The 17,149-nt window shown below is 46.5% G+C and carries 17 protein-coding genes; 5 read left to right on the top strand and 12 right to left on the bottom strand.

All coding sequences use genetic code 11. The features are described from left to right. Positions 1–149: 149 nt before the first annotated feature. The 3 genes from AB447_RS27300 to AB447_RS18055 all read right to left on the bottom strand — a co-directional run bounded on the left by AB447_RS27300 (position 150) and on the right by AB447_RS18055 (position 1,398). The gene (locus tag AB447_RS27300; protein WP_277620359.1) at positions 150–275 is read right to left on the bottom strand and encodes a hypothetical protein; all 126 of its coding nucleotides are present in this window, start codon (positions 273–275) and stop codon (positions 150–152) included. Between the two features lie 33 nt (positions 276–308). Further along, the gene (pdaA, locus tag AB447_RS18060; RefSeq protein ID WP_048355117.1) at positions 309–1,100 is read right to left on the bottom strand and encodes a delta-lactam-biosynthetic de-N-acetylase; all 792 of its coding nucleotides are present in this window, start codon (positions 1,098–1,100) and stop codon (positions 309–311) included. A gap of 112 nt (positions 1,101–1,212) precedes the next feature. Continuing rightward, positions 1,213–1,398 (bottom strand): SE1561 family protein, encoded by a 186-nt coding sequence (locus tag AB447_RS18055; RefSeq protein WP_048355096.1) that lies wholly within the window; start codon positions 1,396–1,398, stop codon positions 1,213–1,215. A gap of 145 nt (positions 1,399–1,543) precedes the next feature. Between AB447_RS18055 and yfkAB the strand changes: the two genes are divergently transcribed. Further along, positions 1,544–2,665, top strand: a complete 1,122-nt coding sequence (gene yfkAB, locus AB447_RS18050; protein ID WP_048355097.1) for a radical SAM/CxCxxxxC motif protein YfkAB — start codon at positions 1,544–1,546, stop codon at positions 2,663–2,665. 28 nt (positions 2,666–2,693) lie between these two features. Here the strand turns inward: yfkAB and AB447_RS18045 are convergent, their stop codons facing one another. The 3 genes from AB447_RS18045 to AB447_RS18035 form a co-directional block, all read right to left on the bottom strand. Continuing rightward, entirely contained in the window at positions 2,694–3,485 is a 792-nt protein-coding gene (locus AB447_RS18045) for a YfkD famly protein (protein WP_048355098.1), read from the bottom strand. A 66-nt stretch (positions 3,486–3,551) separates the two neighbouring features. Further along, entirely contained in the window at positions 3,552–4,604 is a 1,053-nt protein-coding gene (gene cax / locus AB447_RS18040) for a calcium/proton exchanger (RefSeq protein ID WP_048355099.1), read from the bottom strand. Positions 4,605–4,712: 108 nt separating this feature from the next. Continuing rightward, positions 4,713–5,096: an OsmC family protein gene (locus AB447_RS18035; protein WP_048355100.1), complete on the bottom strand. Its 384-nt coding sequence runs from the start codon at positions 5,094–5,096 to the stop codon at positions 4,713–4,715. Between the two features lie 88 nt (positions 5,097–5,184). Between AB447_RS18035 and AB447_RS18030 the strand changes: the two genes are divergently transcribed. Further along, positions 5,185–6,366: an MFS transporter gene (locus tag AB447_RS18030; RefSeq protein WP_048355101.1), complete on the top strand. Its 1,182-nt coding sequence runs from the start codon at positions 5,185–5,187 to the stop codon at positions 6,364–6,366. Positions 6,367–6,563: 197 nt separating this feature from the next. Here AB447_RS18030 and AB447_RS18025 read toward each other — a convergent pair whose 3' ends face one another. The 3 genes from AB447_RS18025 to AB447_RS18015 are packed head-to-tail and all read right to left on the bottom strand — an operon-like array spanning position 6,564 to position 8,225. After that, positions 6,564–7,388: a YihY/virulence factor BrkB family protein gene (locus AB447_RS18025; RefSeq protein WP_048355118.1), complete on the bottom strand. Its 825-nt coding sequence runs from the start codon at positions 7,386–7,388 to the stop codon at positions 6,564–6,566. An 8-nt stretch (positions 7,389–7,396) separates the two neighbouring features. After that, the gene (locus AB447_RS18020; RefSeq protein ID WP_048406570.1) at positions 7,397–7,735 is read right to left on the bottom strand and encodes a hypothetical protein; all 339 of its coding nucleotides are present in this window, start codon (positions 7,733–7,735) and stop codon (positions 7,397–7,399) included. A gap of 19 nt (positions 7,736–7,754) precedes the next feature. Continuing rightward, complete coding sequence (locus tag AB447_RS18015; RefSeq protein WP_048406571.1) at positions 7,755–8,225, bottom strand: low molecular weight protein-tyrosine-phosphatase; 471 nt, start codon at positions 8,223–8,225, stop codon at positions 7,755–7,757. A 490-nt stretch (positions 8,226–8,715) separates the two neighbouring features. Here AB447_RS18015 and AB447_RS18010 point away from each other — a divergent pair, with 490 nt between their 5' ends. After that, positions 8,716–8,931 (top strand): DUF1128 domain-containing protein, encoded by a 216-nt coding sequence (locus AB447_RS18010; protein WP_046131028.1) that lies wholly within the window; start codon positions 8,716–8,718, stop codon positions 8,929–8,931. A gap of 46 nt (positions 8,932–8,977) precedes the next feature. On the opposite strand, the gene AB447_RS18005 is transcribed toward AB447_RS18010, so the two are convergent. Then, entirely contained in the window at positions 8,978–9,493 is a 516-nt protein-coding gene (locus AB447_RS18005; protein ID WP_048355103.1) for a type 1 glutamine amidotransferase domain-containing protein, read from the bottom strand. 228 nt (positions 9,494–9,721) lie between these two features. Here AB447_RS18005 and AB447_RS18000 point away from each other — a divergent pair, with 228 nt between their 5' ends. Next, positions 9,722–13,984 carry a bifunctional 2',3'-cyclic-nucleotide 2'-phosphodiesterase/3'-nucleotidase gene (locus AB447_RS18000; protein WP_048355104.1) on the top strand — a complete coding sequence of 1,421 codons (4,263 nt, stop codon included), beginning with the start codon at positions 9,722–9,724 and terminating at the stop codon, positions 13,982–13,984. A 274-nt stretch (positions 13,985–14,258) separates the two neighbouring features. Here AB447_RS18000 and AB447_RS17995 read toward each other — a convergent pair whose 3' ends face one another. Then, positions 14,259–15,605, bottom strand: a complete 1,347-nt coding sequence (locus tag AB447_RS17995) for a hypothetical protein (protein ID WP_048355105.1) — start codon at positions 15,603–15,605, stop codon at positions 14,259–14,261. Positions 15,606–15,664: 59 nt separating this feature from the next. Here AB447_RS17995 and AB447_RS17990 point away from each other — a divergent pair, with 59 nt between their 5' ends. Beyond that, the gene (locus AB447_RS17990) at positions 15,665–16,039 is read left to right on the top strand and encodes a UPF0715 family protein (RefSeq protein WP_048355106.1); all 375 of its coding nucleotides are present in this window, start codon (positions 15,665–15,667) and stop codon (positions 16,037–16,039) included. 364 nt (positions 16,040–16,403) lie between these two features. Here AB447_RS17990 and AB447_RS17985 read toward each other — a convergent pair whose 3' ends face one another. Next, entirely contained in the window at positions 16,404–17,087 is a 684-nt protein-coding gene (locus tag AB447_RS17985) for an NAD(P)H-dependent oxidoreductase (protein WP_046133037.1), read from the bottom strand. Between the last annotated feature and the right edge of the window lie 62 nt (positions 17,088–17,149).

Genomic DNA, 17,149 nt, shown 5'->3' with positions numbered 1-17,149 from the left:
TATAAAATGGTTTTTTATTCTGCGGGATCGCTTGGAGGAAATGAAAGAGCCGGAAGCATTATTTTTAAGCCTAAAGAAAAATCCTCCGTTTCCGGAGGATTTCAGATTGTTGACAAAATCATAAAACGGTTTATAGTTTTAGGATTTTGTCATCCTTTCAGCGTGATTGAAAACCCTTGCAGTCTAGGAAGGCCGAGCATCGGAGCGGAGCGAATGTTGGAATTCGTGAGCACCGACGCGCAGGCCTGACAACGAATGCGAGGGTTTGTCGACACGCTGAAATCCTCCGTACTTCCGGAGGATTTTCATTATAGGGGCTTTAGCATCATATATTTTTCAAACATCAGGTCGTCGAGGCTTTTGAATGTATACCCTTCTTTTTTCAAATCGGTAATCGCCTTGTCAAGTGCATCGGCATTGTCTTTTGACACCGTGTGCAGCAGATAGACGGCGCCTGGATGCGCCTGTTTCAGCATGTTGTCATAGGCGTATTTCCAGCCTCTTTGGGCGTCGATTTTCCAGTCGACAAAGGCGACTGACCAGAAGACGGTCTGATAGCCGAGCTTTTTCGCTTCGTCCAGTACCCGTTCGCTGAATACGCCCCGCGGCGGGCGCAAATAGAGATTATTCTTTTTGCCTGTGATTTTAAACACTTCCTCGTCGACCGATTCCAATTCCTCTTGAATGACGCGGCTCGTTTTTGTCGTGAGGTCTGGATGGTGGAACGAGTGGTTGCCGATGATGTGGCCTTCATCTGCCATCCTTTTGATGAGCTCGGGCTTGTCTTTGACAAAATGGCCTGTCACAAAGAAAGCGGCCTTGACGTTTTGTTTTTTTAAGACATCGAGCACCTTCGGGGTATATCCATTCTCATAGCCGTTATCAAACGTTAAGTAGATCGTCTTTTCCTTTGTGTTGCCCAAATAAAAGGCGTCGTACTTTTTTAACATCTCGTTGAGCTCTTTTCCCGCGTCTACCGGCTGATGGTTTTTGCTTTTGGCGAATCCCCAATGAAACGGCTTGTTGGATATCGCTTGCGCATTGCCCGAAAAAGCCAGCATCATCAGAAATCCGCAGCATATGGCACAGATTCGTTTCATGATCTTCGCTCCCAGCTTCATTTTTCCTTATTGTGCAAAAGAGCTCTGTTTTTCATACTAAGCAACACTTGGAAAACACGAAAAAACCGCGGCTTAAGGAGGGCTCGCGGTTTTACTTCCAGTCTTTTTTAAATCGTTCATACTTGGCTTCAAGATCGTCAAGCATGCCGATCAACCTGTCAATATCTTCAATGTCCGTCGATTCAGGGTCTAAAGAATCGATGACAGACATAAACATATCCAATCTGTTTTTCAAATAATTCACTTGCTGTTCTTTATCGGTTACTGCGTTGCCCATGCTTCTCCTCCTTTTTGTTCCTTTATGGTAGCCTATTCCCCGCTTTTTTTCAATGATCCTTCACTTGCAGAGCTCAGGGATGAGGTCTAAAATGAATAGTTGGGCTATATTAGTATGTCCTATCGATAAAGGAGTTAGATATGCCATGACACAAAAAATGACGGTCCGTCCGATCACGCCGGAATATGATCCGTGGGAAGCGTATATGGACGTTGACCAATACGGCGATATGCAGCTGACGAATGTTGAATTTACGACAACAACACTTTGCAATATGCGCTGCGAGCACTGCGCCGTCGGGTATACCCTTCAGCCGAAGGATCCGAACGCGCTTCCGCTCAGCCTGCTGTTAAAACGGCTTGATGAAATTCCGCGGCTCCGCTCTTTAAGTATTACCGGCGGAGAGCCGATGCTTTCGTTAAAATCGGTAAAGGAATATGTCGTTCCTTTATTAAAATATGCACACGAGCGCGGCGTCAGGACGCAGATTAATTCAAACCTGACGCTCGATATCGGCCGCTACGAGCTGATCATCCCTTATTTGGACGTTCTTCACATCTCCCACAACTGGGGAACGGTCGAGGACTTTGCCGAAATCGGCTTTGCGATGATGGATAAGAAGCCGACATTTGCGCAGCGCGCCCGCTATTTCGAGAAAATGATCGAAAACAGCAGGACGCTCGTCAATGAAGGAGTGATGGTATCAGCTGAGACGATGCTGAACAAGCGGACGCTCCCTCATATCGAACATATTCACCGCCAGATCGTTGAGGAAATGAAATGTCAGCGCCATGAAGTGCATCCGATGTATCCGAGCGATTTTGCAAGCGCGCTCGAGTCATTGAGCTTGAAGGAGATGAGGGAAGCGATTCACCGCCTTCTCGACATCCGCGATGAGAATACGTGGATGCTGTTCGGGACCCTGCCTTTTTATGCGTGCAGCTCCGATCCCGAAGACCACGCTCTCCTCGAGCGCCTTCGCACAGCCAAAAACGTCACGGTCAGAAATGATCCTGACGGGCGTTCCCGTCTGAATGTGAATATTTTCGACGGCAATATTATTGTGACGGATTTCGGCGATACTCCGCCGCTCGGCAATATCCAAACAGACAGCCTGACAGATGCCTACAACAGATGGAGAAAAACAGACCTTGCCCGGGAGCTGAGCTGCCATTGTCCAAACGTGAGGTGCCTCGGCCCGAATGTATTGGTGAAGAACAGCTATTACGAAAATGTCGATTTTTCTTCCCGGAAAGCAAGAATCTAAAAAAGCAAGCCTTTTTCGGCTTGCTTTTTTATTTTGGCTGATGGCTCAGCTGAAAGCTGAAAGTCAGGTGATCCTGTACAGGAATCCAAGCTCCGATTCCCTGCGAGGTAATATTTTTGACGACAAGCTTTCTTTTATTGCCTCTTAGGACAAGGTAGACTTCTCCGTAGGTGACTTTCCCCTTTTCATTTACGGCCGGGGCGTATGCATTCAGGTAACCGAGCTTTTTCGGCGAAATCTTATACACCTGATCCCGTTTTGTGCCGGCTCCTACGACAGTTTCAAATGCAAGCGGCAGCTTCGTTTTTTCCATGGCCTTGAGCATCATCATATTTTTTACATCGTCTGATTTCGGCACTTTTGCGGTTAAGCCGCCCTTGATTTTACTCGTCTGCTCCTGCGAATAAGTCAGCTCGACAGGCGCTTTTCCGCCTCTGTTGTCAAAGCGGTTTGTGTTGATTTTGCGGTATTCCCAGTTTGCGACTGTTTCGTTGGACGTGTATCCCAGCGCCCATCTTCCCAAATAAATCGTCGCTCTGTATCCAATGGCAGTCGGTGTTCCCGAAATGCTTGTTTCATTCAGCATTTTGATCAAATGCGGGTTTTCGATCGCCGTATCTGATGTTTTCAGAAGTTCTTGGGCCAATTCGCTCGGCTGCAGCCGCGGCTGGTCCTGTGAGGCGTTCGGATACGTATTTTCTTTGGAAATGTTAGTGACAGAGCTTGGAATCTTGATCGGTTTAGCTGCATCGGCTTCCTGTACAGCGAAAAAACTAAAGGATAAAAACGCGGTCAGCGTAAAACACAAAAGCTTTTTCATACTATCACTCTTTCTGTTCCTTTTTCTTTAGTGTTTTCCGTAACAGACGCCTTTATCCATCTTTTTTTAAAGAAGAAAGAAACCGATTCCCATAATGATATACGCCGCCAATAATGTCGCTCCTTCGAACCAGTTCGTATCCCCGTCGTTGGAAATCACGATCATCAAAAGAACACTGGAGGCCATTGCGACAAGCTCCGGCAAAGTAAAGACGAGCGGCATCCCGGTTTGGAAAAACAGGGAGCAGATCACGAGCACCGGCGCGACGAACATCGCGATCTGCAGGGTTGAACCGATGGCGATTTCAACCGCGATATCCATCTTGTTTTTATAAGCCAGCAAGACAGCTGACGCATGTTCTGCAGCGTTTCCGACGATCGCGACAATGATGACGCCGATAAAAAGCTCTGACCAGCCGAATTGTTTGGCAACCGAATGAAAAGTATGAACGAGGTTTTCCGAAATGTAAGCGACGGCAAGCGTCGCCAAAAACAAAATCAGCGTAGCGCGCATTCCCGACCATTCCGGCTCTTCTTTTTCTTCTTCGGCTTCGAGATTTGACTGGTAGACCCCTCTGTGGCTGACAAGCTTAAAATAAAGCGCGGCCAAGTACAGCAATATCATGATGATGCTGATCCCGACGCTCATCGTCAGTTTCTTAGGCTCGGTCATGTTGATCGTGAACACTTCCGGAATGACGAAAGCGACGATGACCGCAAACATGAGCAGACCTGAATTATGCCTGGCATCATAAACATTAAACTCCTGCCTCTTGTATTTGAGGCCGCCGATGAAAAACGACAGGCCCGCTACAAGCAGAAGATTGCCGAGAACAGAACCTGTCAGGGAAGCAAGCACGATTCCGACCAGCCCTTCTCTCAATGCGAAAATGGAAATGATCAGCTCAACGGCATTGCCGAATGTGGCATTTAAGAGACCGCCGATCCTCGGGCCGGCGATAATCGCAAGGCTCTCTGTCGCTCTCCCCATATAGCTGGCCAGCGCGATTATCGTAAGGCAGTAAATGATGAACATCAGCGTAGACGGCCAATGCAAAACGCTTCCGGCAATCGACAATGGGATGCCTGCAGCCATCATCAGAAAGAAAATACGCCCCATGTTAGATTCCTCATTTCTTACATTTCGTTATAGGTTATTTTTGCACGAACCCGTCCGATTATATACGGGCATACTGTTCTATTCCGCATCGGCGAATGTTTGAAACACCTATGGGATGATTTCAAACGATTCCGTAATGTCGATGCTGCCCTGAACAGACCTGACCATCGCGCAGTTTCTCATCGCTGTCTTAAGCGCTTTTTCCATGATATCGGGTCTTAAGCGTTCTCCTTTTAAAACAAAATGCAGGTGAATGCTTTTCAGACGGTCCGCTTCTTCCGGTACGCGTTCTTCTTTTGCCTTGATGGTCATACTTTTTAGCTGCAGCCGCTTTTTTTCAAGGATTTTGCGAAAGACCGCCCCGCTGCAAGCCGCGATCGAAGCGACCATGAGCTGATACGGTCTGAATCCCTCTTCCTCATGGCCAGAGACCGTAAGACGGCCATATTCGAAATCGGCATAAAAGCCGTTCTGATTCGATTTCACTTCCATCGTTTTCACCTCATGCTGAAAATCGTCTTACCTAAAAACTTCCTCTAGTTGTACGATCAAAGAAGAACTACGATAAGGAGAATTGGCGATGTCACGATTTCACTTTTTCATACTCGTTTTAATTGTCAGTATATCAGGATTTTCCCAAGGGATGCTGCTCCCGGTCATTTCGGTTATTTTTGAACAGGAAGGACATTCCGCGGCTTTGAACGGGCTTCACGCCACAGGCCTCTACATCGGCGTATTGATCGCTTCCCCGTTCATGGAAGCGCCGCTGAGAAGGCTCGGCTTTAAGCCGCTGATCGTGATCGGCGGGATGATGGTGGCCGCATGCCTGTTCAGCTTTCTGTTGTTTCAGTCGTATATCGTCTGGTTCTTTTTGCGGCTGTTAATCGGAATCGGCGACCATATGCTCCATTTTTCAACACAGACATGGGTAACGACCCTGTCGTCTGAAAAAAACCGCGGGCGGAATATTTCGTTATACGGGCTTTCTTTCGGGCTCGGGTTTGCCGCAGGACCTTTTTTAACGCCGCTTGTTGAGGTTGCACCGTCCTTGCCGTTTATCATCTCGGGTGCGTTCAGCCTAACGGCCTGGCTGTTTATTTTCTTCCTGAAAAATGACTTCCCTGAAAAAAGCGCCGCAGACACCAGGACCGATAATAGCCTGAAGCGCTTTTTCCAGGCGTTTTTGCTCGGATGGGTCGCCTTTTTGCCGACATTTGGCTACGGGTTTTTAGAGACCGCGCTGAACGGAAATTTCCCGGTGTATGCGCTCAGATCGGGGATCTCTGTTGAAGGGGTATCAATCATTTTGCCCGCCTTTGCCATCGGCAGCATCGTGTTTCAATATCCGCTCGGCATCATGAGCGACAAATTCGGGAGAAAAAAGGTGCTGCTCGTGATTTTGGCCATCGGTGCGGGGTGTTTTTTCACAGCAGGGTTCTCCTATTCTTCGCCGTTTTTAGCGGGATGTTTTTTTGCGGCTGGGATGGCCGTCGGTTCGACTTTTTCTCTCGGCATCAGCTTTATGGCCGATTTGCTGCCAAAGCACCTTCTTCCGGCCGGAAACTTGATGTGCGGGATTACCTTCAGCTTCGGAAGCATTTTCGGGCCCGTCGCCGGCGGCTGGTATATGCAAACATTTGAGAACGGAAATCTGTTTTATTTCATTACATTTGTGATGGCGTTGATCTGGTTTGGCGTGCTTTTTGGAAGATCTAAAGGTATGAAAGGCATCCGGCAGCAGTCAGAGGCAAAACCGCTTTAAAAAAGCCGCCTGCATGAATGCAGACGGCCTTGTTGAATGCCCGGGAGCCTTTAATGATATCCGTTTTGTCCGTTGGCGCTCCCGCTCGTTTTATGTTTTGAGCTTTGCTTTGAGTTTTGCTTGTTATGGCTTCCGCCTTTTTTCGTATGCTTTGTCATGATGATCCCTCCGCTTTGAACTTTTTAAAAGGTTCCTTTTTAGGTTGCTCGTTTTGCCGGATTTTCTTCAGGAATGATTTTACGTTTATGTAAAAGGGCATTGATTTCGCCTCCTAAAATAATCATCATTCCGCTTAAATAAAACCAGACCATCAAAGCGATGATTCCGCCGAGGCTTCCGTAGGTGGCGCTGTAGTTTGCAAATTCGCTGACATAATAGGAAAACGCGACACTGACGATAATCCAGCCTGCGGTTGCCGCAATCGCGCCGGGAAGCGCGAATGTAAATGACAGCCGTTTGTTCGGCGCAAAAAAGTACAAAGCCGTAAATACGATCAGCAGGACGAGCGGGCTGATTCCCCAGCGAATCGCTGACCAGGCCGTAAGAAACATGTGCGGCGTACCGTCTAGACCGGCAATGAAATGGCCGATGACTCTGCCGAATACCGGAAGAAGCAGGGCAATTAGGATCGTGAACACCAGCGCCGCCGTCAGGAAAAGCGATGTCAGGCGAACCATAATAAAAGAGCGGGTTTCCTTTACTTCATACGCATGGTTAAACGCCCTGACAATCGCGTTTACTCCGTTTGAAGCCGACCATACGGCCGCGATGATACCGAATGAAAGGAGTCCCCTGTTTCCCGTTTTGAGCGTTTCTTCGATGATCGACAGCGTATCCTCAGGGGCATACTGTGCGATCAGGCCGATGACATCCGCCGTTTTGACGGGCAGATACCTGATCAGCGTGAGCAAAAAGATCATGAACGGAAACAGGGACAAAAGGAAAAAATACGCCAGTTCGGCTGATTTGCTCGGCCCTTCATGCAGCAGAAACCGCCACACCAGCTCTTTTATAAAACTCACCACTTTTCTCACTCCAGACGATTGTCAGTTTTTTTGGAGAAATGCTCCCTCGTTTCCTCGATTAATTCGATCACCTTCGGGGTGGTTTCTTTCAATTCCCTGATCTGTTGATTTAAAAAATTCAGATCGTCTGTAACAGATGCCGACAGCTTTTTTGTTTCTTCGATTTTCTCTTTGATGCAGTCGGTTAACAGATTCGGATTGCTCCGGTAAAGCTTGATTTTGCTTTTGCAGGCCGACAGTTTCTCACCGCAGGCTTCCCTTGTCGGTTTGTGCAAGAGTGACATGACCGCCCCGACCGAGGCGCCGAGGAGGATGTTTCTAAGAACGACGCGATCACCTTTCATCAAAGATCTCTCCCTTTTTTTATAAATTGTGCTCTTTTTTGATTTCATTCAGCAATTGACGGCAGCCTTCCGCTACGAGCTCATACACCTCATCAAAATTTCCCGTGTAGTAAGGATCAGGGACATCTTTCGTTTTGCTGTCATCGACAAAGTCAAGAAGCCGCCTGATCGCGGGCTTTTCGGCGAATCCGGCCATCCTTCTGATATTCCCTTCGTTTTCAGCATCCATCGCAATGATGTAATCAAACACTTCCAAGTCGTTTGCCATGAGCTGTCTCGCATACAGCCCCTCACAGCTGATCCGTTTTTCCGCCAGCAATGCGCGCGTTCCTTCATGCGGCGGTTTGCCGACATGCCAGTTTCCGGTGCCGGCCGAATCGGCTTCTATGTGTTGGCGAAGCCCGCTTTTGTTGAGCATGTCGTTGAATACCGCTTCCGCCATCGGCGACCGGCAAATGTTGCCGAGGCAGACGAATAACACCTTTATCATTTCTTTCCCCTCTTTTCTAAAAGTAAAAACGTATTTGATTTTATACTAAAGTTTTTTCTTATTTTTTCAACTTTGGTCAGAATATCTGCCCCTGATTGAGGAGGAGTTTCGGCAGTCGAAGATAAAATGTATTTGTTTTTATCGGAGCGATTTTGGTCCTGAACGGGGAATATGTAACGGCGAGGCTCCTTCCCTAAGTTTTCGAGTCAGTCATATTCAAGCCAATCGGCGTCATAGCTTTTGTGATCCCTGTGGCCATTGGCAGCCGGCACCGGTCACAGCCTTATTTTATGTCTTTTCCGGCCTTATCATTCTCGTCCAGGCTGCAGAAGACGGAGCGACCGGAATCAGCCTGATGGCGATTGCGAACCTGATCAGTCTCCACGGCTTACCAGAAATCGCGTCTATGATGGATCTAAATGGTCCTTTTCTTCTCCGGCATTTCTGTTACAATAAAAACTACGAAATCCGAGGGAAAGGAAGTGCCCGATTGTCTGATCAAAAAACAGCGGTGCTGAACAAAATGGTCGAAGAGATCTCGCAAAAGTTAAACATGCTGAACATCAGTGTCATCAAAGCGGAGGACTTCAGCGATGAAAAGCTTGATGATCTTGAATATTTGCACAAAATGGTGATGAAAAAGAAATCCTTCAGCCCAAGCGAAATGCAGGCGATCGCCGAGGAGCTGGCTGCGCTGCGCAAATAGGCTCTCTGCAAAAAAAAAGACCGGAATCACATCCGGTCTTTTTTGCTTAGCCGAGCAATTTCAACGCTTCACGCGTAAACGCCGGAATGTCGTCCGGCGTCCGGCTCGTGACAAGCTGGTCCTGGCACACGACAACTTCTTTGTCCTGAAATTTAGCTCCGGCGTTTTCCAAATCAACACGAATCGATGTGTAGCCTGTCGCGCTTCTGCCGTCAAGCGCCTTGGCCGTGATCAAAAGCTGCGGTCCGTGGCAGATCGCAAATACCGGCTTTTTCTCTTCCATAAAGGCTTTTGCAAATGATACAAACCGTCCATCCGCTCTTAGAATATCAGGCGAAAATCCGCCCGGAATCAATAAGGCGTCAAAATCGGCGGGACTGACTTCGTCTATCGATGCGTCTGTCTCAACCTCTGCCTGTCCCTGCTTCCCTTTCACCGTTTTGCCTTTTTCTTTTTCGATGACGGTCAGCTCATGTCCGGCATCTTTGAACGATTTGGCAGGTTCGGCATACTCGGAATCCTCAAAGTAGTCTGTCAGCAGAACTGCAATTTTTTTGCCCATTTACGTTCACTCCCAACATCTTTTGTCTACATAAATCCTTTTACCCCTGCCACACTAAATAAAACATCCTGCGGCCGGATCCGCCGAAATACCCAAAAAGGCGATCAGACAGACGAAGACTTTAGAATCAATTTCAGACTGTTTACAATATTCGAAACGAAATATCTACAAAACTTTACAAAAAGTTCTTACAATAGAGGGTGTTACTCTAATCTGAAAGGTGGAGAAATGGTGGGAATACAGAATAGACGGTTTTCAGTTCTCCGTATTCTGCTTACCTCAGCGATGATACTTAGCTTACTTTTTCCAAACACCCAGACCCATGCGGAAGAACATCCCCTTGTCAATCTCAGCATATTAGGCACGACGGATATTCACGCACATATGATGAATTATGATTACTATGCCGACAAAGAGACGGCGGAATTCGGGCTGTCCCGGACGGCGCAGCTCATCGAAAAATACCGCAGCCGAAATCCTAACACGCTTCTCGTCGACAACGGCGACCTGATTCAAGGAAACCCTCTTGGAGAATATGTCTTCAAACATGAACGTGAGCCGATCATCTCCGGCTCGAAAACACACCCGATCATTGATGTCATGAACAAGCTGAAATATGACGCAGGCACGCTCGGAAACCACGAATTCAACTACGGGCTTGAATTTTTGGACGGAACCCTCAAAGGTGCACAATTTCCCATCGTCAACGCCAATATCAAAACGATGGACGGGCAAAACAAATACAAGCCGTTTCACATAGAAGAGCGGACATTCACCGATGAAAGCGGGCAAAAGCAGCAGCTGAAAGTAGGCTACACAGGGTTTGTCCCGCCGCAGATTTTAACATGGGATAAAAAGCACCTGGACGGCAAAATCAAGGTGCAGGACATTGCCGAATCAGCAAAAGAAACGATTCCGAAAATGAAAGCGGAGGGGGCGGACGTGATCATCGCGATCGCTCACACCGGCATCGAAACTGAAGAACAGCCGGCAGGAGCGGAAAATGCCGTGCTTGACCTTGCTTTGAAAGCTGACGGGATCGACGCGATCATCTCAGGCCATCAGCACGGCCTGTTCCCAGGCCCCGATTATGCCGGAAATGCGAAAATTGATATTCAAAAAGGCACAATCAACGGGATTCCGGTCGTGATGCCGAAAAACTGGGGAAGCCATTTAGGCATTATCGATATGCAGCTTGAAAAAACCGACGGAAAATGGACGGTCAAAGATGCAAGCGCGAAAACGGAAGCCGTTTCCGGAAACGTATCCTCGCAAAACGAAACAGTAGCGTCGGCCATTCAAGATACCCATGAGAAAACGCTGGACTACGTCCGTAAACCCGTCGGCAAAACGGAAACGGATATTAACAGCTTTTTCTCCCAAGTAAAGGATGATCCGTCCATCCAGATCGTCACTGACGCGCAAAAGTGGTATGCCGAGGACGTTATGAAAGATACGGAATACAAGGACTTGCCGATCTTGTCAGCGGGCGCTCCGTTTAAAGCGGGAGGCCGCAACGGCGCTGATTACTATACGAACATAAAAGCAGGCGATCTCGCCATAAAAAACATCGGCGACCTGTACTTGTACGACAATACGCTGTATATCGTCAAACTGACCGGAAAAGAGGTCAAAGACTGGATCGAGATGTCCGCGGGGCAGTTCAACCAAATCGATCCATCTAAAACGGGAGAACAGGCGCTCCTTAACCCGGACTTCAGATCATACAATTTCGATGTGATCGACGGTGTGACGTATCAGATCGATGTCACACAGCAGGCTAAATACAACGCCACAGGCGGGCTGAAACATCCGGAGGCCAGCCGCGTCAAAAACCTCGCCTATAACGGAAAGCCCGTCAAGGACGATCAGGAATTTCTCGTTGTCACCAACAACTACCGCGCTTCCGGGGGCGGCGGATTCCCTCACTTGACACAGGACAAAGTCGTGTACGCCGCTGCTGACGAAAACCGGCAGGTGCTGATGAATTACATTATAGAAAAAGGAACGATCAATCCGGCCGCGGACAATAACTGGTCGATCGCGCCGATTAAAGGAGCAAACGTGACGTTTGAATCTTCCCTTCTTGCGAAGCCTTTTGCTGAGAAAGCAAAAGACATCGGTTTCGTCAGAGAATCCGAAAACAGCGGATACGGCGTATACAAGCTGAATTTTGACGCAGATGGATCAGAGCCGCCGAAAGATGATGAAAACTGGACGTTAACGGTAATGCATACGAATGATACGCACGCACACCTGGACAATGCGGCAAGGCGCGCAGCAAAGGTAAAAGAAGTCCGCTCGCAAACACAAAACAATATTCTGCTTGATGCCGGCGATGTGTTTTCCGGAGATCTTTATTTTACAAAATGGAACGGCCTCGCCGATCTGAAGCTGATGAACATGATGGGCTATGACGCGATGACGTTCGGCAACCATGAATTTGACAAAGGACCGGGCGTTCTTGCCGATTTTCTCGGCGGAAACGGCGCCGCCGTTGATCCGGGGAACAAACATAAATTCGAGGCGCCTGCATTTCCGATCGTCAGTTCAAATGTCGATGTGTCAAACGAGCCGAAGCTGAACCGATTTGAGAAAAAACCGGCGGTCTTAAAGGCCGGCAAACCTAAAGAAACGGGAATCTATCCGTACATTCTGCTTGATGTAAACGGCGAAAAGGTAGCCGTTTTCGGACTGACGACCGAGGATACGTCATATACGTCAAGTCCCGGGGCAAACATCGCCTTCAATGACGCGTATCAAACCGCCGAAAAGACCGTCAAAGACATCAAAGAGAAAGAAAAGGTCAACAAAATCATCGCCCTCACCCATATCGGCTATAACCGCGACTTAGAGCTGGCGAAAAAAGTGCAGGGAATCGATTTGATCATCGGCGGACACACGCATACGCTCGTCGACCGGTTGGAAGTCGTTCCGAATCAGGAGCCGACAATCGTTGCCCAGGCAAAAGACTACGGACAGTTTTTAGGGAGAGTCGATGTCGCCTTTGATGAGGACGGCATCGTTCAAACGGGCAAATCGGGCTCCCAGTTGATCGCAATCGATGAAAATACGGCCGAGGATCAAGATGCCAAAGGTGTACTTGACGGTTTTAAAAACGAAATTGAAGACTTAAAAACCGAAGTCGTCGGCATTGCCGATGTTCCCCTGGACGGAACCCGCGAGCATGTCAGGTCAAAGGAAACCAACCTCGGGAACTTCATTGCAGACGGTATGCTTAGAAAGGCCAAACAAGCCGGCGGCGCTGACATTGCGATCACAAACGGCGGCGGAATCAGAAGCGGAATCGACAAAGGCCCCATCACTCTCGGCGAGGTTCTTACCGTGATGCCGTTCGGAAATACGCTTTATGCCGCCGATTTGACCGGAGCACAGATCAAAGAAGCGCTTGAGCACGGCGTCAGTCAGGTGGAAGAAGGCGGCGGCTCGTTTCCTCATGTGGCCGGTATAACGTATACTTTTACATTGAACAAGCCTAAAGGAGAACGCATCTTAGACGTGAACCTTGTCGATGAAAACGGAAAGTCCCGGCCGCTTGATCAGAAGAAAACGTACCGTGTCGCCACAAACAACTTCATGGGCGGAGGCGGTGACGGCTACTCTGTCTTTAAACAAGCGAAAAATGGAGTGGATCTCGGATTTACCGATTATGAGATTTTTACGGAACAGCTTAAATTATCCGCTTCGGTCTCACCGAACATCGAAGACAGAATTACGGAAGTTTTCCTGCCGGACAGGCAGGAAAACGGCGCCTGGACGCTGAAGGAAGACCCGTTTCAAACGTACGCGCAAAACGCCAACAAGGCGATCGTCTATTTCCCTGATACAGAGCGGGAAGACATTAAGCTGAACATGGCAAAAGCGCAAACCAATCTCATCAAAGGAAGAACAAACGATCCAAACATTACGCTGAAAAACGAAAAAATCGCCATGGTGCTTCCGGCTGCAAATCTGAAAAAGGAAGAGACGGAGATCGGCATCAAAATCGGGAAGGACATCAAACAGGCGGTTACCAAAGTGTACGATTTCAGCATCCGCCAAAAAGGAAAAGCCGTCAGCTCATTCAAAAAGCCGGTCGGACTGTTTTTCCAAGTCGATAAGCCTGACAAACAAGCAGGTGTCTATCACGTCGACCGGAAGCATAACCGCTTCACAAAAGTGAGAAACGGCTACACGAAAGACCAAACCGTCGCCGGATATGTGAATCATTTCAGCGAATATACCGTCTTAAACGCACGCAATGCCGGGACGCCTTCAGCGCCGCCCGCAAGCGGAGACGATTCCGCCGCCGGCGGCTCCGGAAACGGCACAGACGGAGTAAACGGCGGACAAGCCCCGGCTGATCAGGCAAACGGATCATTGCCTGATACGGCCTCTAATATCTACAATTGGCTTATGCTCGGCCTTTTGCTGCTCGCATCCGGAAGCGGTCTCTACCTTTACCACCGGAAAAAAAGCAATCTAATGTAAATATAAAAAAGCCGGTTCTGCGGAGAACCGGCTCAGTTTGTAGAGAAAAGCCTTTTTTAATATCTGTAAAAAGACATAACACATTTAACAATTCTTATAATATTATAGAAATAGACTTTAAAACTAAGGTTTAGGTGACGAGACAAAATGGACTAATACGTCTGGTATATACTTTAGCTACAGTAAATCTCTCTATTTACATTAAAGGAAAATCCCTTACTACAGTCAGAATAAAATTTACTCTACTGGATACGAAGAGATCATACATAACAGTCTAGAAAAGTTCAGTTTTCCAGGATTTTTTAGGAGCCCAGAACCACAAATTCCAAAAGTCATCCTTTGATTTAACCGCATATCTGTAGATTGTCGTTGACTTAGAAGCAGATGGCGCGCTTAAATAGAACTCATGGTTTGGAGCTTTATCGTGTTTGCCTGAAATGGACGCCATTCCCTTCGTCAGAATTACATTGTAACTGTAGTCAATCTTTGGATAGTAGTCTGCGAATGGTATTCCAACTGCATGAGTTACAGTCCAATGTAGATAGTCGCTCTTCTTACTGTTAATATAAAGTTTTATTCCGGCGCTGCTTGCGGTTTTTCTTGCGATAACCTTTTTGCAGTCCGGATCACTACATCTTGCAGATTGTCCAACTTTTTTATACAAAGTTATACTTGTTGGTGAATGGAACTGCGTATTGACCAATGCCTGTGTCCTGATTTTATTAGAAGTGTCTGAAAACCCTCTATTATCTCCCTTTAAGTATGTTTTCTTAAACTCTGGTTTAGGGTCAGCAACAGATTTGTAGGGAATAAAAGTTTTATAATCCCACCCCTTCATATTATCCTTTGGTAGTTTTCCTTGTACTGAAAAGTTATCGTTATTCGTTACATCGTCTAATATAGAATCTTTCGATTCTAGGTATGATTCTTTGTTTTCCGGCAAGTCTACAACTGCAGAGAGTGAACCTTCGACACTCATGATTTCAGATTTTTCTTCCTCAGAAAGGTTTGAACCTAGCTCTTGTATCTTTTTCTCAATCTCTTTTTGCTCTGGTAAGGAAGGGTCTATTCTTACTTGTATAGAGTAGTTGTACCTTTCACCCGATTTCACATTGTTGTCTGTAAACTCCCTATTTTTTGTTTCACCTATTTTTTGGTCGTCTCTATAAACCTCATATATCCCGTCCTTATCAGGGAGTTCATCCCATGAAAGTTCTACGCTTTCAGTATCTGCTACAATATTTAAATGCCCCTTTTGAATTTGGTAAGCCATTAAATCTTCGGCATATGATCCTTCGAATGAATTTGGAGTCTCTTGTTGCAAATCATTAGGAACGTTGAGAGTGACCACTTTTTTTAGTTTGTCATTTTGAAAAATTCCAATTTTATATTTGTCTCCAACCATTGATATATCACCACTGACTTTACTAGAAGAGCCTTCGTAAACAGGTTCCCCATTTTTGAAGAACTTGTATTTATCACCTTTTTCGTTTACCTTTAAAATAAAATGTCCATTTTTCACTTTGGTATCAATAGAGGCTTCTTTTGCATAGCTTTTCGGTATTGAACATAAACAAAGAAACAGTATTAGGAAGAATGGTAAAACAAAAAACTTTTTCACAAAAAATCCTCCGATCTTTAGTTAAATTAATTAAATTTTAGAAGAAAAGGAGTTAACTAATGGGTATTTTGAGAGGGATTATTGATTATTTGTGTACTGTTGTCTTTTCCGTTTTATCAGCGACAATTGTTTACACATTGATGTTCTTAGAGGGTTTTGGTTTTGCGTCTTTTAGAGCGATAAGTTTGTTTATGTTGGTCGCTTATCTTATTTTTGCAACTCCAGTTCAAATCTTTTTAAATCGCAATCCCCAAAAATTTCATGGGTGGTATTTAGTGACTTACTTCATAGTTTCTCTAGTTGTGTGTGGGATATTGGCCTTATTGACTGACTATGGCCTTATTGTTTTTTTGTGGTATAAATTGTACGTTTTCAGTTTTCTTTTGGCTTTGGTTTACTGGTTTTGGGATTCTGTCTTTATCCAAAAGAATTGAGCACAAAAGATTTAAGTTAAATTTCACCCCTTTTTGTTTATTTGCCCGAGTCAATTGTATCACATTTTATGGTAATAAAAAGAAAATCATCTATTTTTTTCAATTTCAACCGAGTGAGTCCAAGTCGTACAGTTGTAATTGTGCCCAGTGTGAAAAGAGCACCCTAATTGGGCGTTCTCAGTTTAAAGAGAAAGTGGGGGTTTGAAGACGCAGGTCAAAAAACCCTCATTTTTTATTTCCGCAATCTCAAGACACTATATATAGAGGATTTCTCGTGAAATCTATCTGTATATTTTGTGGTTATAATTAAAAAGGCTATCGAGATTTTCTCGACAGCCTGGCCGATTCTAAAGAGTACCAGCTTTTAGTTGACCCATTTCACGACTTGATCAAGCTCCTGCCTTGTTTTCGGACGAGGCTCTTTGACGCGGTATCCGAACGCGGCCATCACCGAAATGTCAAACCGCCCTTCCTCAAGCAGGCCTTCTTTTTCAAGGATGTCATGAACCTTGTCATAATTAAAGCCTTCAATCGGGCAGGAATCGATGCCGATCAAAGCGGCTGCCGTCATCATATTGGCAAGCGCGATGTACGTTTGTTTGGAGACCCAGTCAAACATCGCCCTGTCGCTTTCGAACAAGTGAAAATCGCCATCCTGGAAGCTCTTGATCACGCCGTCTTCTTTTACCATGTTTTCGATGATGTCATCCGGCATTTTCTTCACATGCTTTAATTGATGTGCGATATAGTCGGAGTCATATCTCATTTCCTTAGCCGTGCGGCCGAGCAGCAGCACGAAATGGCTGGCGGTCGGGAGCTGTCCCTGTGCCCCCCATGAGACTTGACGGAGCTTTTCGCGCAGCTCTTTGTTTTGAACGACGACAAATTTCCACGGTTCCAGTCCTACCGAGCTTGGCGACAGTCTGCCGGCCTCCAGAATAAGCTGAAAATCTTCATCTGAAATCTTTTTGTCCGGGTCGAATTCTTTTGTGGCATGTCTGAATCGAAATGCTTCAAGAATCTCCTGTTTCTTTGATTGATCTGCCATGATTTGCTTCTCTCCTCTACTAAAAAGTGTATTCCTTTTTCAATTACATTCTAATTATTATA

The sequence above is a fragment of the Bacillus glycinifermentans genome (genome assembly GCF_001042475.2).
Taxonomy (GTDB): domain Bacteria; phylum Bacillota; class Bacilli; order Bacillales; family Bacillaceae; genus Bacillus; species Bacillus glycinifermentans.
Note: the sequence above shows the minus strand (reverse complement) of the source record. Positions and strands in the feature narration are given on the sequence as shown.